24 protein-coding genes and 1 pseudogene are annotated in these 25,611 nt (G+C 42.7%); 5 read left to right on the top strand and 20 right to left on the bottom strand.

All coding sequences use genetic code 11. The features are described 5' to 3' along the window. Positions 1 to 152: 152 nt before the first annotated feature. A complete protein-coding gene (locus tag ACYH0O_RS22795; protein ID WP_482630438.1) occupies positions 153 to 2,132 on the bottom strand; it encodes an acyltransferase family protein in 1,980 nt (659 codons plus the stop codon). A 285-nt stretch (positions 2,133 to 2,417) separates the two neighbouring features. Here ACYH0O_RS22795 and ACYH0O_RS22800 point away from each other — a divergent pair, with 285 nt between their 5' ends. After that, positions 2,418 to 3,650, top strand: coding sequence for a LysM peptidoglycan-binding domain-containing protein (locus ACYH0O_RS22800; protein WP_482630439.1), 1,233 nt, complete (start codon positions 2,418 to 2,420; stop codon positions 3,648 to 3,650). 54 nt (positions 3,651 to 3,704) lie between these two features. Here the strand turns inward: ACYH0O_RS22800 and ACYH0O_RS22805 are convergent, their stop codons facing one another. From ACYH0O_RS22805 to ACYH0O_RS22820, 4 genes and pseudogenes are all read right to left on the bottom strand, one after another. After that, positions 3,705 to 3,920 carry a hypothetical protein gene (locus ACYH0O_RS22805; RefSeq protein WP_188048388.1) on the bottom strand — a complete coding sequence of 72 codons (216 nt, stop codon included), beginning with the start codon at positions 3,918 to 3,920 and terminating at the stop codon, positions 3,705 to 3,707. Positions 3,921 to 3,946: 26 nt separating this feature from the next. Continuing rightward, entirely contained in the window at positions 3,947 to 4,642 is a 696-nt protein-coding gene (locus tag ACYH0O_RS22810) for a hypothetical protein (protein WP_482630440.1), read from the bottom strand. 495 nt (positions 4,643 to 5,137) lie between these two features. Beyond that, positions 5,138 to 5,605 carry a competence protein ComJ gene (comJ, locus tag ACYH0O_RS22815; protein WP_482630441.1) on the bottom strand — a complete coding sequence of 156 codons (468 nt, stop codon included), beginning with the start codon at positions 5,603 to 5,605 and terminating at the stop codon, positions 5,138 to 5,140. 20 nt (positions 5,606 to 5,625) lie between these two features. Further along, positions 5,626 to 5,805: pseudogene (locus ACYH0O_RS22820) on the bottom strand (NucA/NucB deoxyribonuclease domain-containing protein); the annotation flags it as partial. On the opposite strand from ACYH0O_RS22820, the gene ACYH0O_RS22825 reads away from it, so the two are divergent. Further along, entirely contained in the window at positions 5,760 to 6,140 is a 381-nt protein-coding gene (locus ACYH0O_RS22825; protein ID WP_482630442.1) for a hypothetical protein, read from the top strand. The pseudogene ACYH0O_RS22820 and the gene ACYH0O_RS22825 sit on opposite strands and share 46 nt — an antisense overlap. Here ACYH0O_RS22825 and ACYH0O_RS22830 read toward each other — a convergent pair. The 11 genes from ACYH0O_RS22830 to ACYH0O_RS22880 form a co-directional block, all read right to left on the bottom strand. After that, a complete protein-coding gene (locus ACYH0O_RS22830; protein ID WP_482630443.1) occupies positions 6,137 to 6,445 on the bottom strand; it encodes a hypothetical protein in 309 nt (102 codons plus the stop codon). The genes ACYH0O_RS22825 and ACYH0O_RS22830 overlap by 4 nt on opposite strands. Before the next feature lie 339 nt (positions 6,446 to 6,784). Continuing rightward, positions 6,785 to 7,957, bottom strand: a complete 1,173-nt coding sequence (gene nagA, locus ACYH0O_RS22835) for an N-acetylglucosamine-6-phosphate deacetylase (RefSeq protein WP_482630444.1) — start codon at positions 7,955 to 7,957, stop codon at positions 6,785 to 6,787. Positions 7,958 to 8,019: 62 nt separating this feature from the next. Beyond that, positions 8,020 to 8,937 (bottom strand): ROK family protein, encoded by a 918-nt coding sequence (locus tag ACYH0O_RS22840; protein ID WP_482630445.1) that lies wholly within the window; start codon positions 8,935 to 8,937, stop codon positions 8,020 to 8,022. After that, complete coding sequence (gene pfkB / locus ACYH0O_RS22845) at positions 8,915 to 9,886, bottom strand: 1-phosphofructokinase (protein ID WP_482630446.1); 972 nt, start codon at positions 9,884 to 9,886, stop codon at positions 8,915 to 8,917. Before pfkB ends, ACYH0O_RS22840 begins: the two co-directional genes overlap by 23 nt. Beyond that, complete coding sequence (gene gatY / locus ACYH0O_RS22850; protein WP_482630447.1) at positions 9,879 to 10,730, bottom strand: tagatose-bisphosphate aldolase subunit GatY; 852 nt, start codon at positions 10,728 to 10,730, stop codon at positions 9,879 to 9,881. The genes pfkB and gatY overlap by 8 nt, the downstream gene beginning before the upstream one ends. Then, entirely contained in the window at positions 10,727 to 11,926 is a 1,200-nt protein-coding gene (locus ACYH0O_RS22855) for an SIS domain-containing protein (RefSeq protein WP_482630448.1), read from the bottom strand. The genes gatY and ACYH0O_RS22855 overlap by 4 nt, the downstream gene beginning before the upstream one ends. 65 nt (positions 11,927 to 11,991) lie before the next feature. Then, entirely contained in the window at positions 11,992 to 12,711 is a 720-nt protein-coding gene (locus tag ACYH0O_RS22860; protein ID WP_482630449.1) for a GntR family transcriptional regulator, read from the bottom strand. An 86-nt stretch (positions 12,712 to 12,797) separates the two neighbouring features. Beyond that, a complete protein-coding gene (locus ACYH0O_RS22865) occupies positions 12,798 to 14,057 on the bottom strand; it encodes a Gfo/Idh/MocA family protein (RefSeq protein ID WP_482630450.1) in 1,260 nt (419 codons plus the stop codon). A gap of 29 nt (positions 14,058 to 14,086) precedes the next feature. Continuing rightward, the gene (locus ACYH0O_RS22870) at positions 14,087 to 14,920 is read right to left on the bottom strand and encodes a carbohydrate ABC transporter permease (RefSeq protein WP_482630451.1); all 834 of its coding nucleotides are present in this window, start codon (positions 14,918 to 14,920) and stop codon (positions 14,087 to 14,089) included. Between the two features lie 14 nt (positions 14,921 to 14,934). After that, positions 14,935 to 15,876, bottom strand: a complete 942-nt coding sequence (locus ACYH0O_RS22875; RefSeq protein WP_482630452.1) for a carbohydrate ABC transporter permease — start codon at positions 15,874 to 15,876, stop codon at positions 14,935 to 14,937. 61 nt (positions 15,877 to 15,937) lie between these two features. Continuing rightward, a complete protein-coding gene (locus ACYH0O_RS22880) occupies positions 15,938 to 17,185 on the bottom strand; it encodes an ABC transporter substrate-binding protein (RefSeq protein ID WP_482632647.1) in 1,248 nt (415 codons plus the stop codon). Positions 17,186 to 17,656: 471 nt separating this feature from the next. Here ACYH0O_RS22880 and pgaC point away from each other — a divergent pair, with 471 nt between their 5' ends. Beyond that, positions 17,657 to 18,892: a poly-beta-1,6-N-acetyl-D-glucosamine synthase gene (gene pgaC / locus ACYH0O_RS22885; protein ID WP_482630453.1), complete on the top strand. Its 1,236-nt coding sequence runs from the start codon at positions 17,657 to 17,659 to the stop codon at positions 18,890 to 18,892. Next, on the top strand, positions 18,889 to 19,245 hold the full coding sequence (gene pgaD, locus ACYH0O_RS22890; protein WP_482630454.1) for a poly-beta-1,6-N-acetyl-D-glucosamine biosynthesis protein PgaD: 357 nt from the start codon (positions 18,889 to 18,891) through the stop codon (positions 19,243 to 19,245). Before pgaC ends, pgaD begins: the two co-directional genes overlap by 4 nt. A 318-nt stretch (positions 19,246 to 19,563) precedes the next feature. Here pgaD and ACYH0O_RS22895 read toward each other — a convergent pair whose 3' ends face one another. Genes ACYH0O_RS22895 through ACYH0O_RS22910 form a run of 4 tightly spaced genes read right to left on the bottom strand, consistent with a single transcriptional unit; the run spans position 19,564 to position 24,063 of the window. Next, the gene (locus ACYH0O_RS22895; protein WP_482630455.1) at positions 19,564 to 20,880 is read right to left on the bottom strand and encodes a (Fe-S)-binding protein; all 1,317 of its coding nucleotides are present in this window, start codon (positions 20,878 to 20,880) and stop codon (positions 19,564 to 19,566) included. Then, positions 20,873 to 22,297 (bottom strand): FAD-binding oxidoreductase, encoded by a 1,425-nt coding sequence (locus ACYH0O_RS22900; RefSeq protein WP_149154646.1) that lies wholly within the window; start codon positions 22,295 to 22,297, stop codon positions 20,873 to 20,875. Before ACYH0O_RS22900 ends, ACYH0O_RS22895 begins: the two co-directional genes overlap by 8 nt. Beyond that, entirely contained in the window at positions 22,284 to 23,168 is an 885-nt protein-coding gene (locus ACYH0O_RS22905; RefSeq protein WP_482630456.1) for a DUF6282 family protein, read from the bottom strand. The genes ACYH0O_RS22900 and ACYH0O_RS22905 overlap by 14 nt, the downstream gene beginning before the upstream one ends. Further along, positions 23,140 to 24,063, bottom strand: coding sequence for an alpha/beta hydrolase (locus ACYH0O_RS22910; protein ID WP_482630457.1), 924 nt, complete (start codon positions 24,061 to 24,063; stop codon positions 23,140 to 23,142). The genes ACYH0O_RS22905 and ACYH0O_RS22910 overlap by 29 nt, the downstream gene beginning before the upstream one ends. A gap of 180 nt (positions 24,064 to 24,243) precedes the next feature. On the opposite strand from ACYH0O_RS22910, the gene ACYH0O_RS22915 reads away from it, so the two are divergent. Then, entirely contained in the window at positions 24,244 to 25,611 is a 1,368-nt protein-coding gene (locus tag ACYH0O_RS22915; RefSeq protein ID WP_482630458.1) for a sodium/glutamate symporter, read from the top strand.

The raw sequence follows: 25,611 nt of genomic DNA on the forward strand, positions 1-25,611 counted from the left end.
ATGCGAAAAAAATCTCGTAGAAAAAGAAAGAGTCATTTTATTCCTTCTTGTCAACACTGTTTTCAACGACGATAACAATGAAAAGAGGAATAAAAATGACTCAATGAATAGATGATTAATTCCTTATCACAAAAATCTCATTGAAGCTTTGCTTACTCACCGGAAAGAGCATTCTTCAGCTTCTCCCCCACTGCTCCGGCCAGGGTCCTTGAATACAAAGTAGAAATATGATGATAATCTCGATATACCAATACATTCCCAACAACGGGCGGACAGGTTCCATTTTGACAGAAGTACTCCGAAAGATCAGCAAACGTGACATTTCCAGGGATCCCCTCTGTATTTTCCCAAGGGACAGTGTCGGATAAGACTTGAGCTTCTGGAACAGAACATTCCTCTACTCCTTTTTCTTCCACACATTGTGGCGGGTCCCCTTCCATGAAAGGATTGTCACGGACGGCAAAGATGTTGGTGATGCCGTCGAGTTTTTCCCATTGATGAATATACCCTTCCGGCACGGTGTCCCCTTCCCCAACGTTCGCTGTCGTAAATACCAGGTCCGGTGGATCGGACTTTAGCATCTTCAGGACTTCCTCATTCCAATCCATGCAGGATTCATTCAACAGCCCCTCGAAATCATCAGCAGAGAAGCGGCATGCGTCTTTGTTATAGATATCGATTTGCAGTTTCATCCTTTTTGATAATTCCTCCAGTGCCGGGTACCAGTGACCCGAATGGGAACCACCGATAAGGGCAACCGTATACTCAGGATCGTCCGTCTCACCGCGGGAACAGACGGTCACTTTATCATCCTCCATATTCGAGAAGCATTCAGGATTATCATAAAATGCCGGCAGGTCCTCTTTAACAATCAGGGCTGATGGAACGGGCTTTTTGTCCGGAGCAGGTTCCATGTTATCTGAAATCGCCCTTGCACCCGGATATTCATTCAAGTCATATTGTTGCTGATTCTGGTCTTTAACATATAAAGCCCACACTGTATTCAAACACAATAACGGAAGGATAAGACCCAATAATACTGTTGCCAGCCTTTTTTTAGACTGTTTAATACTGATTTTCCGAACGGGCGTTTCAAGGATTTTGACTGATAGAAACGAGAGTAAAAAAGCACTCAAAATAATCGCCACCCCGCCCATCAGAGAAACAGTATTAACATCAAAATAGCTGTAATAGAAAACCAAAAGCGGCCAATGCCACAAGTAAAACCCATAAGAAATACCTCCGAAAAACATGAAGGGTTTTGAACCAAGCAGTCTGTCTACACCAAACCGAGCAGGATTCTCAGCTGCAATGATGATCAACATCACCCCAGTTGTAGGCAGGAGGGCCGCATATCCCGGGAAAACAGTGGAGACAGGCAAAAGGATTCCCGTTAAACAGATGACAGCCAAACCAAGCCAGCCTATCACCATATTCACGGACTTTCTAAACGTTAAATATGGAATGAGAAGGGCTAATATTCCACCCAAGCTAAACTCCCATACACGTGCCAGCGTATCAAAATACGCCCATGGCTGATTCACTGCTGTCTTATAAACGGAATATCCAATCGATAGGGTGAAAAGGGTGATTAAAACAGCTAGTAATGTCTTTCTTATCGGCGTTTTCAGAACTTTTTCCGCTACTAGAAAAGAGAACAAAATGACGAATGGCCAGGTCAGATAAAATTGTCCCTGCAGAGAAAGGGCCCAATAATGCTGCAATGGACTGGCTTGATTGTTCTGAGCCAGGTAATCCACTGCACTCACAGCCAGTTGCCAATTCTGAACGTATAAAGCAGAAGAAAAGACTTCCGTGATTATTTGCTTCCATTGTGCCTGGGGCATAATCAATATGGAGAGTCCGACCGTAAACAACAGCACCGTAAAGGCCACTGGGAATAATCTCCGGGCAAGCCCCAGCCAATATTCAACTAAGTGTATCCGGCCTTCCCTCTCCACCTTTGTCAATAAGGAAGTGGTGATCAGGTAACCTGATACAATAAAGAAAACATCCACCCCGCCTGATACCGACCCAATCCATATATGATAAATGGCCACCAAAAAGGCAGCTACCGTTCTTACACCTTCTAATTCAGGGCGGAACTTTTTTTCCGGTGCTCTTAAGTCCATCCTAACCATCTCCAATACAAAACCATTTATGATTCTAGTGTTCCTGTTATGTACTCTTTTTAAGCATTGCAGGCTCGAATTGCCTATCCAGTTATAAAGTATTGTAATGGAGGAATGTAAATGGTTTACTACATTATCGTTAGAATACTGTAAATTTCTAAAACATTTGTCGAAAAATATTGTTTTCTGATACATCTAAAACCTATTTTCATTTTTTTAGCAAATTAATATAATCATATAAGGAATAAAATTCCTATACTTATATTTTCTTGAAGGAGAATGAACATGATCACGAAAAAAATGCTAACGGCTTCTGTATTGGCCACTACACTTGTGTTTTCAAGCAGTACACTCTTACATCCGGGCCATTCAGTAGAAGCCGCTCAAAGCATGAACTATCAATTGGAGTTAGATCAATTCGCCTCGCATTATGCGAAAATAATCCGAATGCTGGAAAGCTACACGACAAAAATAGATGCAGCAAAATCCGAAAAAGAAGCGATGAAGCTTTACGATGAATATATTGCCTATTTCGATGATGCCTTGGAGAAAGAGGCTCCGGTCAACTTTTCCAATAAAGAAATCGTGACCTTGGATGAATACATTTATAACAGTTTAATAGAAGTATATAACTCAGAAATCGATACCATCGACTACTTAAATGGAGACTTGTCGGAACACGACTACGGCATCGCGATGAATGATATGGAAATCAACGTAGAAAATCTGGAGAAAATGTTCAAACAGGTGGCCATGACCTATAAATCAAAGCGCCACATCACCTTCAGCAATGATATGTATTATCTGCTTGGAGAAACGCCCCCTGTGAAAACGGAAGCGAAGGGTACGTACAAAGTGAAAAAAGGTGACACTCTTTATGCCATCGCCAAGAAGTATAAGACCTCCGTCAATCAATTAAAGAAGATCAACAATCTGAAAAGTGATCACATCTACGTCGGACAAGTACTGAAGGTCTCAGGTTCCACGACGGCACCTTCCAAAAATGAGCATACCTCACCAAAGACCACAAGCTATAAGGTGAAGAAAGGCGATACCCTTTCTTCCATCGCAAAGAAAAATAAGACGACTGTCAGTAATCTAAAGAAAATCAACAGCCTGAAGAGCGATCGTATCTATGTCGGACAGGTGCTTAAGGTTTCAGGCCCTGCAACAACTCCTGCCGCGTCACCTTCGAAATCCACGACATATAAGGTGAAAAAAGGCGACACCCTGTCAGTGATTGCAAAGAAATATAAAACAACGGTAAGCAGCCTGAAAAAACTCAACAACCTAAAAAGCGATATGATCTATGTCGGACAAGTTCTTAAAGTGACAGGTTCAACACCTACTAAAGATAAAAACCCGGCTCCCGCTAAAGTCACAACGCATACAGTGAGAAAAGGGGATACGCTGTCTGCCATCGCGAAAAAATATAAAACGACGGTTTTGAAATTGAAGAAAACGAACAAATTAATCAGCGATCGAATTTATGTGGGGGAAGTATTGAAAGTTCAATAAGTTGGTTTCATAGAAAAGAAGCAAGTAATGGCCACTTGCTTCTTTTCTTATTCCCTATTTTTTTGTTTTAAACTTCCCCTGCTGCCCTTCCCTAAAAATATACTCACTCGTAATAATAGCCAATACAATCATGACCACTATGAGAATATATTCAAATACGGTATATTCTAAATCGAAGTATGGAACGACATACGATAATATATTTAGGTAAATGACAATCAATACGATTGTGACAGCATATTTAAGAACTTTTCTTACGAAGCGTTTCATTTTTCTCACTCTTTCAATAGGTAGACTTAAGCAGCCTCCCCCGCTTCGGCAGCAGCGGACCTGCGTCGAAGCCATACAGCCCCGATTAAAGAAAGAATGCCGAGGAAAGCAAGGCTGACCAAAGAGACTGTCCCCCCCTTTTGATACGGAAGATCGGTGTAATACCCATGGGTTTCATCAGAAAGTCCCCTTATCCATTGTGTCTCCAGCTTGTTCTTTGTACGAAGCGTAAATTCACTAGTGCTTATGACTCCATTCTCGTTGATGTTGTAAGTCTTATACTTGGCAGGACTGGAATCTTGCGTCTTTTTCAAGGCAATGATGAATGACTCCTTGCCTGTTTCCTTCTCCACCATCATCTTGTATTGAATCGCATCGCCAAACGCACTCATTCCTTCGTTTCCGGAGTCGACCTGAAACCCTTTAAGTTTTGCATCCGGTTCATCCTTCACCTCAAAGATGATATCCCCGCTCTTCTTACCCGATGCATCATCTTCCTCGAGAAACGTATTCAACTTCACTCCATGAAACACTTGAACCGGATCAACCACTCCATCTTCCTTCAATGATAAGTAATCATACACCCGCTCAAATTTATTTTGATAGAAGGTTTCCCTGACGCTTTGGACCAGAAAATAAAGAACGATGGAGAACAATAATAAGCCTATGAATGATAGAAGACAACTTGCATACACAAGGCGTTTCTCTTTACTGAAATTCATGGGTTCCTCCCTTCCTTTCTTTTATAGTTCATATTAAAAAATAATAGATATGTACATATTCTAGTAAAAAGGTGAAATACCTTGTTGGTTGGGGTGAAAAGGGGATTATTTAGGTGAGGAGGATGTGTTCTTTTTCAATTCACAACCTTCGGGAGTAAATCTTGGTGATACGATTAAAAAGAAGTTTAATTAGAAATCCATCCATCAAAAAACCTATGGAGTATTTCCCCGTAGGTTAATCACAAATCTATAATTAATCATTTATTTCTTTTTTACTAATGTGCATTATATAGGATTTCCAGATAATCAAAAAGGTTGTGAGTACCCCTATTTCTTTAGGTAATTTCTATTAAAAGAGCCTCTTTCTCTTCCTTTAAAATATTCACAGGCACAAGAAGGTATTTTATTGAGATAATATGGATTTCCCCAAAATAATGAAGACACTCCTTACACTAAAAATGAACGGCTAACACACAATTAGCCGTCCAATAAATTTTATATGGCTGGGGTTGCTTCCATTAATAAATTATCAGGTAAATTTAATTCATCGTCCGCTTTTAACACTTTTGCATTGGGATTTTCGTTTTCTATAAATGAAAATGTATAGTATTCTGTACTATTTAAACTTTTAGCTGTAAACAATACTTCATAAGTACCCTCAGGTATATCAATTGTAATTGTTTCCATTACAGAACCTATCTCTATGCCACCCTTTTCAACTTTAAACGGAACAACAATCGCTCTTATTATATCCTGTTCAATTTCTATCTTTTCAGTCAAATTAACAGTAATCTTACAATCAATATCACTAGACAGCGTTCCAAAGGATACTGAACCGTCTCTCCACGAAAACCCTTGATTTATATGAGTTTCATTCCAATCATTAAAAGGATTATCAATTCCATATTGAAACAATGCAATTTGTGAATAAAGTATTTCTGTTTCAAAAGAAAACTCACTCATTATATAAACCCTTCCTTCCATTATTTAAGCCTTACTCTTGTTCCATCTGGATAATTTCTTAGCTTATTCCCTAAATAGGCACCCGCACCTCGGTTATCAGACGGACTAACAGGTCTCACACTTGCACCCGTTCCCCCCTCTTTAAACATTGCTGGTGGATATTCATCTAAATCTTTTCCTGGAAATTTATCAAGATGGAGCAGTAGCTGACGGAGTAAATGCCCTCATCTATGCGGTGGATGGAGATTATAAAAACGCAGGACTGAGTTTGTTGGCTGCAGTGCCGATTTATGGAGATGGTGCGAAGCTCGGGTTGAAGGCTGGCGGGATGGTTAGTCGGGCTGTTAAGGGTAGCAGAAAATATGATATTGAAGTAACTATACCTAGCAATAGGTATCCTGAAACAAGTAAGTATATTCATGACGCACAAAAAGCAGGTCATCCAGACATATTAACAATTGGTCGTTCAGGTGCAAAATCACGAAGAAAAGATAGCTTAAGCAATTTCACTTCATTATGTAGGGTCTTGTCTTAGACTTCCTTGATGTTCCCGAAGTCATCATAGTCGTACCCTTTAACCCGTTTGGCGTCGGAGTCAACGACGTTGGTGACGCTTCCCCGTAAGTCGTAGTGATAGAAGAAGTATTGATTTTCATAGTTTCCATCAAATCGCTTGGACGCTACGATTTCTCCATCCGGGTTCAGGACATTTTCTGTGATCTTTCGATTGTTTTCATCGGCAGTATACAGAAGGGCGTGTTCATCGTACAAATAATTAGTGATGGTTCCGTCTGTGTCCCGACGGATCCGCTGTCCGTCCCCATTATACCAGTTCTTCACTTTGGACTTGTCTTTCCCGGGAGTCAGGGTTTAAACAACCTTGGTAACTATTTTTTGTATAAAATTCCAAATTTTCCGGATGATAGATTTATAAAATAAAAAAATATATTGTCTATGTAACATAACCGAAATGATTACCATGACGAATTCCTTACTCAGCACAAAGAAGCACGGGATGACCCGTGCTTCGTTTAGATATATGTCCTAACAGATCCGGCTGGGAACTTCCCTGTTACTTGCCCGCCCTTAATTAATTACCAGATCACCATCGTTTCTCTTTTTCCGGCATGACTTGACATCCTAAATTCTAAGATGGGCCGAAAAACCCTTCCTTGGCCCCTAATTCTCAGGCTGGGAAACAGCGACTGTCCTCCCATCCCACACCATTTCCCCACCGACAAAGGTTGCTCGAACGTCCAACTTTTCATCAATCAACGCAATATTCGCCTTTTTCCCAATCTCTAAGCTGCCAACCTCGTGATCAATATTGAGCAGCTTTGCCTGGTTTAGACTAACCATGGGTAAAATCTCCTCAAGGGGAAGCTTCAATACTTCTTTCATATTTTTAAGGCATTCCAGTAAGTTGGTTGTGCTTCCTGCCAGGGAGTTGGTGTCCACAGTCTTCGCGATTCGATCTTTGACTTTCACCTTCATTGTACCGAGGTTGTAATGGCCGTCCGGCAAGTCGGCTGCAGCCATGGAATCGCTGATTAAAAGGATTTTATCGCTTCCTTTTGTTTTATGTAATAGTTTGATAGCGCCTGGGTGGACGTGATGGAGGTCGGCGATGCATTCACAAAGGCAGTCATCATTGGTCAGGACGGCCCCGACGCATCCCGGATCGCGGTGCTTGAATCCTCTCATTCCGTTGAACGTATGGACTGCGATTCTTGCTCCTTGGGAGACAGCAAGATTCGTTGTTTCATAATCCGCGTTAGTATGCCCCATCGAAACGTGGATTCCCATGCCCGTGAGATAATCGATAATCTCCATGGCTTGTTCTTTTTCAGGGGCAATCGTCAGGACTTTTATGGTGTTATCCGAAGCATTGATCAACCCTTCCACCTCTTCGATTGATAGTTCTCGCATATACTCGACGGGATGGGCTCCTTTATGCTCGGGTGAAATGTAAGGACCTTCCACATAGGAGCCAAGGATTTCGGCTCCAGTTGTTTGACCGATCGCCATACTTACTGCTTCAACTGCCTTCCGGATACTTTCCAGATTGTGGGTGAGTGTGGTGGGCAGGAATCCTGTTACTCCATATTTCACAAGAGAGTTAGACATCTTCTGTAAAGAATGGACACTTCCATCCATGGTGTCATGTCCCGCTATGCCATGGATATGCAGATCAATCATGCCCGGTATGGCGGAACAACCGGGGTATTCGATGGTGTCACATGGAGGAGTTTTCTTAGTAACGCCTGAAATGCGCCCATCTTCCAAGAGCAGATACCCACTTTCAACGATTCCTTCCGGTGTATAAATGCGGCCGGCCTTCACGGCTTTCATTATCCTCATCCCCTTTTATTTAAAATAAACAGAACAAGCAACACCATGATGGGTGCTGCTTCTCACACTGATTCTTTCATGTTCATCCGGTTTAAAGCCAAGTAACATGCTCCGTATAATCCTGCGTCATTTCCTAGAGAGGAGGCAATGACCGTATCCTCATTCCCATATACATCCATTACTTCATTCCTTAATTGGATATTGATATCTTGAATAAAAGGACCCTCACCCTCCGTGATACCGCCCCCAATGATGATCTTTTCAGGGTTGAGAAGATGGATTACATTCGTTAATCCCATACTAATATAATGAATAAACCGTTCATATACGGCCAAAGCAACTGGATCTCCCTGCTTGACAAGCTCCATAATCGTTTCGCCGGAAACGTTCTCAACAGCCACTCCTTTTTGCTCCTTATAGTCTTGAACAAAAGCAGAAGTGGACGCATATCGTTCAAGGCAGCCTTTTCTGCCGCAGCTGCACGACTTACCACCTGCAACAACGACGGTATGACCCAGCTCACCAGCAAGTCCCGAAGAGCCATTGACGATCCTTCCATCCATCACAATGCTGCTGCCGATTCCAGTTCCCAGTGTTAAAAAAACGGCATTTCTCTTATCCTTGACAGCACCTTTCCACATCTCGCCAAGGCACGCACTTTTTACATCGTTTTCAACTGATACCGGTATTTGGGTCAGGGAAAATAGTATCTCTCCCAGCTTCATTCCGCTATATCCTTGAATATTATTCGAGAATAATATCATTCCTTTCGCACGATCCACGAGACCGCAAGAGGAAATGCCAATGGCAGAGATGTGAAAATCATGCTGAAGTGATTTCACTTTGTTATTTAATACGTCAGGAATCTCATGGCTTGTGGGGGTTGCCATTTTACTTTTAACAAGAAGCTGACCCTTTGGATCAAAAACGCCATATTTAATAAACGTTCCTCCTATATCAAAACAGACGATATGACTCATTTTCCATCCCCCCAATTCTTTCAACTACATCTATTTCCCTCACGAATCGTCGAATGTCCAACAGGTTAACCTCACCCGTATTTTCCATTATGGCGTTTGACATTCCACAAGCACAAGCCCATTTCAAGACTTCTTCAATCGGGAATCCATGAGAATACGCATAAGTAAACCCAGCGAGCATGCTATCTCCGGATCCAACGGGATTCACTGCTTTAACTACAGGAACCTTTGCCTTCAGAATTCTTTTTCCATTAACTAAAATGGCCCCTTCTTCCCCCAGAGAAAGAAGCACATAGTGTATTCCTTTCTGACAAATAGCTTGGGCATGCCGTAACATGTCATCGGTAGAATCAAATGTTCTCCCTATCAACCTAGCAAATTCTTCTTTGTTCGGCTTAATTAAAAAAGGTTTTCCTGCGATACCTGCGGCAAGTCCTGGTCCACTTGTATCCAATAGCAAGCGAACCCCTTTTTGATTGGCCATCTTTGAAAGTTCACTGTAAAAGTCAGTAGGGACTCCTTCTGGCAAACTTCCGGAAACGACGACAAAATCTACAGTATCTAGAATCGAAGAGAATGTTCGATCAAAAATTTCTAACTCATTCCTTGAAATAAAGGGACCCGTTTCCAGAATCTCGGTCTGACCTTCCTTTGATAGAATGGCCAGACACGTTCTAGTCTCTCCTTTAATGGGTACAAATGAATTGTGTACCTCCAAATGAGATAATTGGTTTTCAATCCACTCTCCGCTCTTTCCACCCAGGAAACCGGTACAAGTAACCTTCTGCCCCAATCGGGATAGAACCCGGGTGACGTTAAGACCTTTACCACCTGCCGATTTATCAATGGTAGAAACACGATTGACCTCACCCATTTGAAACTGGGAAAGTGTATATCTAACGTCTATCGCCGGATTTAATGTGACCGTCGCAATCATGGGCTTACCCACGATTTAAGCTGCCGCACAGCTTGATTTTGTCTGCTACAACCTTTTTCATCTGAGCAACCGCATCCGTGAAATAATAGCGGGGATCATTGGCTTCCGGGTTTGTTTGCAGATAGCTGCGTAGCCCTTTCACAAACGCCATCTTCAGCTCCGTCGCCACATTCACTTTGCAAATTCCCCTCTCAATGGTCTTGCGGACGAGCTCATCGGGCAATCCTGATGCCCCATGGAGAACAAGGGGGATATCGACTTCCTGTTGGATCGCAGACAACCGGTCGATATCGAGCTTAGGTTCACCTTTATAAAGTCCATGAGCAGTCCCGATCGCCACAGCCAGAGAATCTATTCCGGTTCTCGATACAAACTCCTTTGCCTGCTTGGGGTTGGTATAGATCTGATCCTTTTCGTCCACTTCTAAATCATCTTCCATTCCACTTAGGCGACCAAGCTCAGCTTCAACCGTCACACCGAACGGGGCAGCATACTCTACAATTTCCCTGACAATCCGGATGTTTTCGTCGAATGAATAATGGGAGGCATCGATCATGACAGATGGAACACCCTTATGAATGAGGTTCTTGATATCATCCAGGTTTTCATGATGATCAAGGTGAAAGCAAATCGGGATATCATAGCTTGTTCTTGCCGCTTCCATCATCTTGATCAGGAACTCTTTCCCCATATATCGGACGGTACCGGGCGTAGCCGCGATCATGACGGGTGAACGGAGGTCTTGGGCCGTTTCCAGAACCGCTTTGAGCGTTTCGAGATTGTGTATATTAAAGGCAGGCACCGCGTAGCCTTTCGATTGAGCATCCACCAGAATCCTACTTCTTGAGACAATCATACCCTTTCTCCCCCATTCCGATAAGGATAAATCGTGACACCTTTTACGACCCGGTTGACGAGCCCTGAGGGAGATGGATTATCCGGGGAAAGTCCCAGATGCATGGATTTACAAAGGGCGAACTGCTGGGCATACATGACAAATGGAAAGGCAAGGAATATATCCTCTTGGACCGTCTCCAAGCCGGTACTTAAGAACAGGTCACTGTAACGTTCAGCGACATCATCCTGGTAAGAGGAGATTGCCACCACCTTCCCTCGCTTTTGTTCATGGTATAGCTCCTTCAATAAATCCAAATCATATTTTCTCGTGTACGGATGACAGGATAAGAAAACGAAGACGATCGTCTCTTCATCTAAGATTGATTTCGGGCCGTGACGGAATCCCAGCGGAGAATCAAAGAATGCTGGAATCATACCTCCCGTTAATTCCAACAGTTTTAAAGAGGACTCTCTTGCAAGCCCCTGGAAAACGCCTGAGCCTAAATATACAACCTTCGAAAAAGTGGAGGAAGCAAGCGCTTCTAACTCTGTCTTTCCGGTCTCGATAATCTTTTCACCGGCCGAACCTATTTCCTTCACAGTCTTCTCCAGAGTATGAATGTGCTCCGGCTGGAAAAGGAGCAGGACCGAAAGAAGCATGGTCGTAAAACTGCTTGTCATCGCAAACCCTTGATCATTCGCTTCCTTCGGCATGTAGATGACCAGGTGATCCGGATCCCCCTTCTTCTTCTCAGCCAGTAAACCATCTCGATTACACGTAAGAGCGATGCCGTAAAAATCATCAATGATTTGCTCTCCCAACTCAACCGCGCCTACGCTTTCAGGACTGTTACCGGAACGGGCAAAAGAAATCATCAATGTCGGAAAATCCTTGTCTAAATACTTATATGGATTGGAGACAATATCGGTAGTGGCGATGCTTTCTACCGTCCATTTCTTATTCTTAACCATTTCCTTTATGGAAGTAAGAACGGTTTCCCCGACAAAAGCAGACGTTCCCGCTCCTGTCAATATCACTCGAAGATGAGGATGCCTTTCTTCCAATTTCCCAAAAAAAGTCAGCAGTGTATCTCTATGTTCAAGCAGGATTTCCACGGTTTCTTTCCAAAGTCTTGGTTGTTGAGCTATTTCTCTTGTTGTATGGATGGCACCGGGATCATTTGGTTCCCATTTGTTTGATTGTATAAGTTCCATACCCATTCCTCCCAAACTGTTAATGTCATCATTACCAGTTAAGTGAAATAGATACTCGAAAGCACCTACTTCAATTCAACTGTGTACGTAAATTTATCTCCCCTTGCGATGGAGATGGTATATTCAATGACGTCTTGATCTTCATACGTAATACGCTCCAGTCGGAGACACGGTGAGTTCTCTTCAATGGTTAGCATGCCGGCTGCCTGTCTTTCGGCGCTGACAGCATTGAAGCTTTCCAGTGCTCTTGTAATCGTCACATCGTATTGGGACCGAAAGATTTCATACATTGGCGTATATTCCAATTGTTCCTTCGTGAGATTGGTAAAACGCCCTACCGGAACATAAGAGGTTTCATAAATCATCGGTTCTTCGTCAGCAAGTCTCAGCCTCGTGATCTTGAATACTTCTTCTTCCACCGGCAGTTTCATGGATTTCGAAATCGTGCTGTCACAATGTACTTTTTCAAACGAAACGACCTTTGTGGATGGCTGTTTCCCGATTTTCTTCATTTCTTCTGTGAAGCTGTAGAATTCAACAAGGCTCTGCTTATAGGTCTTCGGCGAAACATAGGATCCCTTGCCATGAACCTTATAGATGTAGCCTCCCTTTTCAAGTTCCTGCATCGTTTGCCTTACCGTCGTCCGGCTCACTTTGTATGTTTCACACAACTCCCGTTCAGAGGGTAACTGCTCCTGCTCCGCAAGTTCACCCTTTTCGATCTTTTCGAGAAGGATATCCATCAGTTGGTAATATAACGGTAAGCGATTATCTTTTTCTATCATGTTAAACTCCTTTAGTGGTATCTTTGTATACTCATTATACATAAAATTGCGACAATTATCACTTGAGGCCATGATAGAAATTTTGATTAAGCATTTTCTTTTGTCTTCTCCAATTCTTCAATATACTTTTTTATATCGATAGTCACACCTGACAGTCTCGATTCCTCCGCTGCAAAGGCAATCAAATGACTTTGAGAAGAAACTCTGGCAGATGTTAATGTCCCTTTATCCTTCGTGCGGACTCGGTTGATAAAATCCTGCATGATACTCGTATCAGCACCCATGTGACCGCCATCCACGGTTGGAGGATAGATCACTTCCTTCTTCCCGGCAAAATGCTTGATGATTAATTCGTTATTTGCGTCATGACCTGTAATTTCCCCTTTTGTCCCCATGATCTTGAAGTTTCGATACGTTTCCTTCGTAAAGGCCGTCATCGTGAAAGAAACCGTCACGTCCCCGTCAAATAATAAATTGACGACTTGATGGTCCACCACATCATTGTCACACCGGTAAACGCAGCGGCCATAAGGACCTTCCTTGATCGCCTTCAAGCGGCTTTCGATACTGGAATTCGCTGACACAACATTCGCTGGCCACACATCCCGGTCATGAAGGTACCACTTTGCTGCGGAATACGGGCATTCTTTCTCCACCTTGCAGCCATCCAGACAGCGGTGGGTCGATCCCTCAGGAGCGTTCTCCTCTTTAAAATAGGTGAGACTTCCATAAGACGAAACGCTCTTACATTCCGTTCCGATCAACCAGGCGAGCATATCCATATCATGACAGCTCTTCTGAAGAATCATCGGACTTGATTCCTTCGAATTGCGCCAATTTCCACGGACAAAACTATGAGCCTGATGGAAATAGCCGACATTCTCATTCCATTGAACCGAGACAATTTCCCCGATCACCTTCCGATCAATCACTTCTTTAAGAGACTGATAGAACGGAGCATACCTCATCACATGGCATACACTGAGGAGCGTATCATGCTTTTCAGCCGCTTCTGCGATAGCCAACGTTTCAATGGGGCTCGGTGACATCGGTTTCTCCAGTAGAATACTATATCCCTTTTCAATGGCACGCATGACAGGTTTATAATGATCCCTGTCCGGGCTGCATATAAGCAGGGCTTCACATACCCTTTCTTGTTCCAACAGGTCCGGCCAGTCTTCAAATCTCATATTCTCGGGGATTCCATGTGCTTCTGCAAATTTCTCCCGCTTTTCTTTATCCGGTTCTGCTACCGCGATAAACTCGATTTCATGAGGATACTGGAGGGCATAGGACCCATATGCATAGAATCCCCTGCTTCCAGCCCCTATTAATGCTGCTTTCATTGTCATTCCTCCCTTAGTTGCCTACCAACTTATTTTCCACCGGTAATCGCAATTCCTTCTATAAATTGCTTCTGTAATATGATAAATAGGATCAACATCGGTAACACGGCTAAGAATGAACCTGCCATCAAGATCGGATAGTTGGTGCCATATTGCCCCTGTAAAGAAGATAATCCCACTGCCAGGGTCATAGCGTCCGGTGAACTATTCACGATCATCGGCCACATCAGTTCATTCCAGGACCATAGAATCGTGAAGATCCCAAGGGCGATCAAACCCGGCTTAGCGAGCGGAAGCATGATGCGCCAATAGATTTGAAAATGATTGCACCCGTCAAGTCGGGCCGCCTCCTCCAGCTCCTTCGGTAACCCCATGAAGAATTGTCTTAAGAGAAACGTTCCAAAGGCACTAAATATCCCGGGAACTACAACGGCTTGCAGCGTATTGAGCCAGCCGAGCTTCACCATGATCATGTATTGAGGAAGCAAGAATACCTGGCCTGGGACCATCAATACGGACAAAGCCAGTACAAACAGGAGATTCCTTCCGGGAAACACGATCCGCGCAAAGGCATAGGCAGCCAGTGAGCAGAGAAACAACTGCCCCGCCGTCCGGAGTACCGTAATGATTAATGTGTTCATCATAAATTTAAAGAATGGCAGCAGAGTGAACACCTCTTGATAATTCTTCCACTGGAAGTCTTCCGGTATCATCACAGGCGGAACCTGAATGGACTCTGCATAGGTTTTCAACGAGGTCAGTATCATCCAGATAAAGGGAAACAACATGACAATCGAGCCCATGATCAGGATGAAATGGATGAGAAATGTCTTACTCCTTACAAACTGAATCGATTTCTGCATAGGTCATTCCCTCCTCAATCATAGTGGACCCACTTCTTTTGCAGGGCCATCTGGATCACAGTGATGATGAGAATCACCACTAGTAATAACACCGCAATCGCTGCGGCATATCCTTTATCATTTAAAACAAAGGCATGCTGATAGAACAAATACACAATGGATTGAGTATTCTCCAGCGCCGTACTGCTCTTACTGATCATCATAAAGATCAGGTCGAAGAATTGAAAAGCTCCGATTAACGACATGATCGACACGAAGAAAATGACCGGTGAAAGAAGCGGCAAGGTAATTTTAAAGAACATCGTCACAGGACCTGCCCCATCCATTTCGGCTGCTTCGTAATACGTTTTCGGGATCCCCTGGAGCCCCGATAAGAAAATGACCATGTTGTACCCGATCCCGCTCCAAATCGCCACAGCAATAATCGAATATAACGCGATGTTTGGATTCGTCAACCATTGTGGACCTTCTATCCCAATAAAGGACAACAGATAATTCAATAAGCCGAAATCCGAATTGTATAACCATTTCCACACCATGGCGATCGCTGCCGGCATCGTAATGACGGGCAGGAAGTACAACGTCCGATAAATCGTCGTCCCCTTTATCTTTTGATTGAGCAAAACAGCGACTAGAATCGAAAGGAAAATACCCAACGGAACGGTAAATAGGATATAGATCCCTGTATTCTTGAATGATTGCAGAAGATTCACATCCGAAAGCATCCTTGTATAATTCTTCAGTCCGATCCACTCGTATGTCCCAAATGCCCCCCACTCGGTAAAACTGAAGTAAAAGGTCTGAAGCATCGGCCATAAATAAAAAACAAAGAGACCTATAATCGTCGGTGCGATCATGATATATGCCCATAAATAGTCAGAACGTTTCTTCGTACTCGCATATGAAATCACGTGAAGCTTTCGTTTCGATTCAACCTGGAGAGGAAGCGGTTCCATTTCATTTCTCCTCCTTTGTCAGGAAATGAAGAGAAGAAACACTCTTCCCTTCTTCCCTTTCCTACTCTTCCAGTTCTTTATTTGCTTTATCCGCCAGCTCTTTTACTACTTTCTCCACACTTTCTTCACCGGCCCAGGCCTTCTTGAGGATATCCGTTTCATACTGCCAGATCGCCCCAGTGTTCTTCACACTTGGAAGTGGATTCGAATACTCAGCTCCGTCGATATATGCTTGAAGATTCAATTCCGGAACAGAATTCAACCAGGCCTCCTGAGTACCGTTAAAGGCAGGTATGACCGTACCTGTTTCGGCAAACACTTCGGCTGCCTCTTTCGAACCAAGGTATTTCACAAACTCCCACGCGGCTTCTTCATGCTTGGTGTTGGCTGCGATGACATTGGACAATCCATGAATCGAAACTGCCCTCTGCTTTCCTTTTGGCAGAACCGCTACGTCCAAATCAGGATTCTTCTTATATTCCGGGACCATCCAGGGACCATCGAACATCATGGCGATCTTTCCGGATGAGAACAGATCCGATGCTGCCGTTTCATTCATCTGGGCTTGGGTCGGAGACATTCCCTCTTCTATGAAACTAATATTGTATTTCAATGCCTCGATCGCTTCAGGCTGATCGAATCCTACCGATTTTCCATCCTCTGAAATCACGTGTCCTCCGTTCTGCCAAATCAAATCGTAGTAACCACCTTGATTCCCCATCACTGCTGCAAATCCCCATACTCCTTTATCCTTGTTCGTCAGTTTCTTTGCCGCTTCCTTTAACATATCCCAATCCCATGTGTCATCAGGATAAGAGACACCGGCATCATCGAAAATTTTCTTGTTATACCATAACCCCGTCGTATCATAATCCTTAGGTATTCCATATACCTCATCATTTACCGTATACAGATCAATGAGCGACTCAGGATAATTATCCAGGCTGTAATTATCTTCCGCGGCGAGGTCACTCAGTGGCAGAAGGACCTTCCCTTCCGCATATTGAACAATATGAGGACCATTCATCCATAACACATCAGGCAATGCACCCCCGGTTGCTGCTGTTTCAAGCTTCTGAAAATACTGCCCGTATGGGATCAGTTCCGTCTTCACCTTAATGTCCGGATGTTCCTCATTAAACTGTTTAATGATCTCTTCAATCGCAGGTACTTGCTTCTTGTCCCAGAACCCGTAACTGATCTCGACCTTTCCGTCCTTCGATTCCCCTGAAGAGCTGTCACTGCACCCTGCCAACAATCCAAACCCCCCAAGTACTAACGATAGTAAAACCATAAGACCCTTTCTCACCATGCTTCCCCCTCTTTCTTCAAGTGATATTCATATACAGCTATCTGCCTTACTTATTGTCATGATGTTATTACCAGTTAAAGTATAAGGCGTTGTTTGACCTGGTAAGAAACCGAGGATGCTCCGTCTTAGTAATGATGTCATTACCAGTTAAACAAAGTATATCACCTTCATTCCTGAAGATGAACTATTTATTTTAAATTTTCTAAAAATTATGTCGACATGATTCTACAAAATTCTTTTTCTTTAATATCCCAATTACACCAATAATATTTTCATCAAGTGACTACGAAAGACCGTTCAAAGACTTTCATTCACCACCTTACTATGATTCAATCATCTAGAAGCTGTTTTCACTTAACCTATTGAAAACATAACCCCTATGTACGTAGAATAATATCCTATCATTCTACTATTCATAGCCTCGCTTACTTATCTATTGATTCATTGCACCATGAAGGAGGTCAGGAATTGTTCATTACTATCATACATTCCGTTGGAAACTTTCTTTTCATTTATCCTTTGTTCATGAGCCTCGTTTGGATTATTTCGGGCCTACTCTTCTATATAAGACGTGAAAGAAAACCGATGGACATACAAGACAACCTGGAGGAGCTTCCATTCGTCTCCATTCTCTTGCCTTGTTACAATGAAGACGCTCATATTGAGAAGACAATTAAGGAATTAAATGATATCAACTATAAACATTATGAAATAATCGTGATCAATGATGGCAGCTCTGATCAAACACAAGACATTTTATCCGTGTTGACCCGCTCAATTGATCGGCTAAAAGTAATCAACATTCTAGAGAACAAAGGAAAAGCAAATGCCTTATACTTTGGAACCATCGCCTCGAAAGGTGAAATTGTAGTGACGATGGACAGTGATGCCATGTTGGATAAAAATGCGTTACTCTATATGGTCCCTCATTTCACAACTCCCAGAAATAGTGAACGTGTAGGAGCAGTATCCGGGAATCCTCGTGTTCGTAACAGGAATTCCTTATTGGGAAAGATACAGGTGGTAGAGTACTCTTCCATTATCGGCTTAATTAAACGATCCCAAAGGATTTTAGGCAAGATGATGACCGTTTCTGGGGTTTTCGTTGCCTTTCGGAAAAAAGCCCTTCTTGACGTCGATTTCTGGGACAAGGATTTAATAACGGATGATATTGGCATCACCTGGAAACTTCAGCAACGATTCTGGGATGTACGGTACGAACCAAGAGCATTGTGCTGGATGCTGGTCCCGGAAACACTAAAAGGGTTATTAAATCAGAGGATCAGATGGGCCCAAGGTGGAATGGAAGTGCTCATAAGGCATAGATCCATCTTTAAGGATTTCAGACAAAGAAGATTATATCCCGTTTATATCGAACAGACTCTCAGCATCCTGTGGTCTATATCTTGGATGTTCTATCTTATTTATCTATTATTCTTTGGATTTTCTCCTTCTATGCTGCTATACGGTGCCTATATTGCCTTCATCTCTTTAATTCAATTAATGGTTGCTTTATTCATTGATAGACAATACGAAGAGAAGCTTCTCCAATACGTATGGTGGGCAGGATGGTATCCAATGGTTTACTGGATGGTAAGTATATTCGCACTGGTTCCAGCCATCCCGAAAGCCTTTAGACTACTAACATCAAATAAAACGGAGTATGCCATTTGGGAAAGTCCGGATAGAGGGAAACAGACATGAAGATCGAAAGAACACAGAAGAAAAAGCGTGTGATTACCCATGTCATCAGTGGATTGATGTGGTTAGTCATCATACTATTAAACGGAGTCCTTTTCACTCCAGCCTTTAACTTTATCACATCATTTAATCATATTGCCTTTTTACAATTTGTCCTCCCATTGACCGTCGTGTTTATCATCGTCATTGCGATCCTATCATACGGTTGGAGCTTCTATAATAAGAAGCGTTTCGGTAAGCTAAACAGGCGTACAATGCCTGATGAAGTAACACTTGAGGACCTCGAAAAAGCAATCCCCGAAAGGAATGAAACCCTTATGGAACTTCAATCACAGAAATGGACGAATATAGGGTGAATATTAGGGATACACGTGTGAGGCATTCATTCTAACTACAAGGATGCCTGCTAAGGAAGACCTTATTCCCTCATCATTAACGCAAAAAAAAAGCAAGGGGGACCGTCCCCCCTTGCTTCTTTTCAATACGGTCATTCTCCAGATTTCAGTACTTCCTTGTATACACCTACAATAAATTGGAATTTATCTTCAGTCTTCCGTTACTACAACCACAAACAAATAACAGCGAAAATTAAAGGGATTGAGTCTGTTCCAACCCGTTCTCGTTCCATAAGCGCTACTTAATTTTCTTATCTACCTTTGGAGATCATTCTCTCTTCATTGAATGTTAATTCCGCATGCTCTGGCTATTAGTTCAACGAGGTGAATGGATTCTGGTTGTCCCTGGCCGTAGGTGTTGATACCATGGGTCATTTGAATCAGGCATCCTGGATTTGACGTTACAACAATATCCGGCTGGATCACATTGACCTCTGTCATTTTACTACCGAGAATTTTCATCGATTCATCATAGTGTTGAATGTTGTAGACGCCTCCAGAGGCACAACACGAATGCTTACTTGGTAATTCTACATAGGTTATGCCCGGGATTTTTCGTATGAGCCTTTCAGGGTAAGCTCCCGCCTTTTGAACATTGTTAAGATGGCAGGATGGCTGATAGGTCACAACTGTATTCAATCTCCCTTTAAATGGAAGGGAATTGAGAGAACTGAGTACTTCCGAGATGTCCTTGATCTTTTCAGTGAAAGTCTTTGCTTTAGCTTTCCATTCTGTATCATTTTCATCTTTTAATAGGTGATCATATTCCTGAAGGATTGCTCCGCATCCACCCGCATTGGTGATGATGGTGTCTACTTCGTACTCCTCAAACGCAAGAAGATTTTCTTTTGCCAGTGTCTTTGTTTGTTTAGTCTGGCCTTGATGAGCATGAAGGGCCCCGCAGCAATTTTGCTCTTTAGGAACGTATACGTCACACCCGGATAAACGGAGTAACTCCAACGTATAGTAGTTTACATGATAAAACACCGCATCATTGATGCATCCAAGGAACAAAGCAACCGTTTTAACAGTTTTATCCGTTTTGGCCGGATATCGTTTTCCTCTTTCAATCTGATATTTCTTAGAAGGAACACTAGGCATCGCTTTTTCAAAGCTTCCTATATTCTTCACTACTTTTTCTGGTAAATTCGCCGATCGGACAACTTTCTGCAGTCCGCTTTTCTGATATAAGTAATATAGGTCACTTGAAATTTTCATCGTTTTCGGTTTCATAAACAGCTGGTTTAACGCAAAATCTTTAAATCGATTATTACCTTTTCTCTGCACTTCCATATCATGAATCGTTTCTTTCGCATGTTCCAATATCGATCCATAGGGGACATCCACCGGACAAGCCACCTCACAAGCACGGCAGCCAAGACAAAGGTCGATCGGTTCCTTTAAATCTTCTAGAATATCAATCTTGCCCTCTGCAGCCATTTTGACCAGGTTAATCCTCCCCCTTGGGGAAGCACTCTCAGTCTCCATAGATGCATAAGTGGGACAAGCAGGAAGGCAATAACCGCACTGGATACATTGATTGACCTCCTCATACGTTTTCTTATGAAGAACTTCCATTGCGTTTGCATTAGTCATTTTGCGTTAACACCACCTTTGTCTGCCCTTTCTGAGGAAACATCTTGCCCGGATTTAATATATTATGAGGATCCCAGGCTTGTTTAATCATTTTCATCAAATCCAATGCAGGACCGAGCTCGTTTCTCATATAAGGTGCCTTTAAAATGCCTATACCATGTTCACCAGAAAGTGTTCCTCCCAAATCAATCGCCGCCTGAAAGATTTCTCCGACAGCCAACTCTGCTTTTTTCATTTCTTCTATATTTCTTTTATCCGTAATAATATTGGGGTGCAGGTTTCCATCACCCGCATGCCCGAATACGACTAGATTCAAATCGTATTTCACACGTATTTGGTGAAGTTTTTCAATCATTTCCGGAATCTTGCTTCTTGGAACAGTGGCATCTTCTGAGATCTTCGTTGGCCCTAATTGAGTAATCGCTGGAGAAACCATCTTACGCGCTTTCCAAATCTTCATTCGCTCTTCTTCTGACTTTGCTACCTTCACGATCGCTCCAGGGAACGATTGACAAATCTCTGAACACTTATCAATTTCTTCATTCACAGATGCTTCATGCCCATCGACTTCAATAATTACGATTGCTTCCGCATTGAGTGGAAGACCCGAAGGATGATAATGCTCCACGGCCTCAATGCAATATTTATCCATCAGTTCCATCGCAGCTGGTAAAACCCCCGCTGATAATATGTTCGTAATTGCTATCCCCGAATCTACTACACTCTGGAACGACGCAAGTAAAGTCATTTTGTGAGCTGGATTAGGGATGAGTCTTAAAGTGATTTCTGTGACCACTCCCAGTAAGCCTTCTGAACCGACAATCAACCTTGTCAGGTCAAATCCCGTCACATTCTTGACTGTTTTACCGCCTGTTCGTACAATCTCTCCTGTTGGGGTAACCATTTCTAAACCAATGACATATTCCTTCGTTGTTCCATATTTCAAACCTTTGGGTCCGCTTGAGTTTTCAAGGATATTCCCCCCGATGGTCGATACATGCGAACTACTTGGATCAGGGGGATAAAATAATCCTTCCTTCTCTGCTTTCTCATGGATGGTGGAAGTAATGATACTAGGCGTCACAATGGCCAGCATATTTTCTTTATCGATCGATATTTCTTTGGGATATTGGGACATATCAAGAACGATTCCGCCCATTGTCGGAAGTGGTCCGCCACTTAAAGAAGTGGCAGAACCTCTAGGATAAACAGGGATATGATGAAGGTTGGCGATCATCACGATTTTACTGACTTCTTCTTTTGATTGAGGCTGAAGGACCACCTCCGGTAAATATTCGCCAAATGAAGCATCGAAGCTAAAAGAATACAATTCATTCTTTTTCGTCAGTATCCGATTTTCCTGTACGATTTCTCGTAACTCATTCAGAATCTGTTCATTGATCTTATTCATGTTCATCAACACCTAATAGTGATCTTGGATTCTCTTGCACCATCTTTCTTATATGCTCTTCTTTAACGCCATGGAAGATAAGGTCTTCAATAAAACGGCTCAAGGCGTATACCGGCGGTTCATGGTGAGGCTGCCCGTAATCAGTTACTAACACACAGGACTCGTGCCCAATCACTTCGATCGTCTTGGCCATTTCCTCTGCGGTCAAGTCATGAAAGTCCGAGCTGCATGCCAGATAACACTTTTCGATCATACACCCTAAAGAGGCAAAGTATTGTTGGTCTTCAATTGGTATTCTCGATATGCCCATGTCTGCGTGCTGTATGATTATTTTTTCTATACCTGTTTCTTTGGCTGCATGGACAATTGTATGTTGTTCAGCTAATGACAAATGTCCTGTCGCCAACACTGCGTCATAATCTTTAATCAATTGTAAGATAACAGTTACCTCATCGAGCAACTGACCATCCTCTTCAATCGAAACCGTTCCTTTGGATAATAGGGGGTTCCCATTAAAGAGCTTTGTATTATTCCGACTAAAGTACTGCTGGTGCTGCCCGGCAGAGAGGGTAGGAAACCAAACGATCTTCCCCCCCATTTTCAACGCAGTTTCCACTGCGTATGGGTTAAGGCCACCAACATGCTGGTTTAGAACAATACCGCCAAAAGCCTGTATAGAGGATTCCTTTTCATTTAATAGAAATGCCCGTTCGACGGTTGAAGATTCATGACTCTTTAAGACGATACCACCCATCTTCGCCTTTTTGGCATCTTCAAGCAGCTCCCAATCCGTCTGCTTTCGTTTGAAAATACTTGGTGAACTATGAACATGACATTCATATGCCCCTTCAAGCAAGGGATGAAATTGACTTTTCATACGTACCACCTTTAAATGCTTCTTGTAAAAATTCATCCAATTTATGATTTAATCTAATAAACTCGGCATGATCACCGAACATAAAGTCATTATGCTTCCCTTCTATCCAATAGAACTCCTTAGGAGAACCTGCTTTTTGATAAAGGGAGACGGATTCAGATTTCGGATGAAGTAGATTTTCTTTCCCATGACCGATAAATAGAGGAACAGGAGATATTTTTTCTACCACATCCTCTGCATTTGTCTCTAAAATAGAATCAGTAAACAACAGCTGTGTTTCATGACCAAATCCATATACCGATGACAATTCATTCTCCACATAATCTTTCGTCGATGGATCAAGCGGGTAATGGATGAATGTATCGGCAAATTGAGATTGCCCAGTCGTTGCCCTTAATTTCCGATCTTCATTAAGCGCCTTTTCAATCTCCACAAACTCAACATACGAGTGAATCGATTTTAACCATCTCTCTCCATGATAGAAGCCGTTTAGGCCGGCTACTGCTTTGACTCTTTTATCTTTGGCTGCCACATGGATGACATTGCAGGCTCCCATGCCCCAGCCGATGAGTCCAATTTTCGTCTCATCTATATGGTCATGATTGGATATGTAGCTAATCGCATGTTGGATATCACGAACTTGTTCATCTAAGACGACTCTGCCTTTTTCTCCTTCACTGTCGGCAAAACCTCGATAATCAAATCCAAAGCACATATATCCCTTTTGAGTTAATTTCTCAGCAAAGAGTTTCGGATAAAAATCATTAAAGCCCTGATAACCTGAATTAATAATGACCGCAGGATATCGTTTATTTTCATTAAACTGTTCAGGATAATAATAACTTCCTTTTAATTTCAACCCATCACTGAAAAACTCGACCTTTTTCTCTACCATTCTGCTCACCTCTTATTGATTATAGTATTCCCAAAAATGAAAACGCTTTAACCTAAACTTGTAATACAAGTATACTACTAATTGGATGAATTTCAATATCTAATTGTAATTTTCTAAATATATTGTATACTTGTATTACAAATGTTAACGCTTACTATTTTGAAAAAAGGGGAGATAAGCTTGAACGATTTTTCTATCTGGTCATTAATGGGGGATGTAAGTGTTATTTCTGGGTTACTTCTATTAGGAACGATTTTGCGGGCAAAGATTAAATGGATTCAATCCCTGTTTTTACCGGCAAGTATGATTGCCGGTTTTATAGGGCTTGCTTTAGGGCCAAGCGGGGTGGATATCCTTCCTTTCTCTGATCAACTTTCTTCTTACCCAGGTTTATTGATTGCGGTGATCTTTGCTTCTATACCAATCGGTGCGGCAAAAGTGAACCTAAAGGAAATCATTCACCGTGTGAGAGAAATGTGGTCGTATTCCATGCTGCTCACCTTATTGATGTGGGGTGGTGGTGCTTTCTTCGGACTAGTGGTCATTGGTCAAGTTTTCACAGATCTTCCCAGCGGGTTTGGTCTCATCTTAGGGGCCGGATTTCTAGGAGGACACGGTACAGCCGCCGCCATCGGAGAAGGTTTCAGTCAGTACGGCTGGGAGGAAGCAATGACGCTTGGTATGACATCTGCTACGGTCGGGATATTAGTGGCCGTACTTGGTGGCCTGTTTCTGGTGAAAAAAAACACGGAAAAAGGGCATACCCAATTTATTTCGAGTTTTAAAGACCTGCCCAATGAACTAAGGTCAGGACTGATGCATACAGATAAGCGGGTCGCTATGGGAAAAGAAACCGTTTCGCCGAGCTCTATTGATCCATTGGTTCTCCATTTGTCCATTATTTCATTTGTCGTCGGGGTCTCTTATTGGGTAACAGGGGCACTAGAAGCATTACTTCCAGGAATCTCTGTTCCTCTATTAAGTATCGCCTTTGTTGTCGCACTAGTCTTTCAGGTTCTTGTACGTAAAGTAAAGGCGGACGAGTATATCGATCAGCGAGTAATGGAACGGATTGGCGGGAGCGCGACCGACTATTTGGTCGCCATAGGAATCGCTTCGATTAATCTTACAGTGGTCATGGATTATGCTGTGCCTTTAACCCTATTATTTGTGTTCGGAACGATTTGGGCTTACCTTATCTTTCGCTTTATCGGACCAAACATTTTCAAAGATTTCTGGTTTGAGAAATCCCTATTCGGCTGGGGCTGGAGCACAGGTACGGTAGCAATGGGGTTAGCACTTCTCCGAATTGTAGATCCAGAATTAAAAAGTAAAACAATGGACGATTATGCCCTGGCATACATAGGGATGGTCCCAGTTGAAATCGTCATTATCACCTTTTCACCAATACTATTTTCAACAGGATTACCGTGGGTGATGCCGATTGTCCTTCTTATTGCAGGGGCTGCCATCATTGCCGTCCATAAGCGCTTTGGCTTATGGGGAAACAGCCTGAGCGAAAATCATGACAAGAGAAATATCAGTTAA

The sequence above is a fragment of the Rossellomorea sp. H136 genome (genome assembly GCF_056838065.1).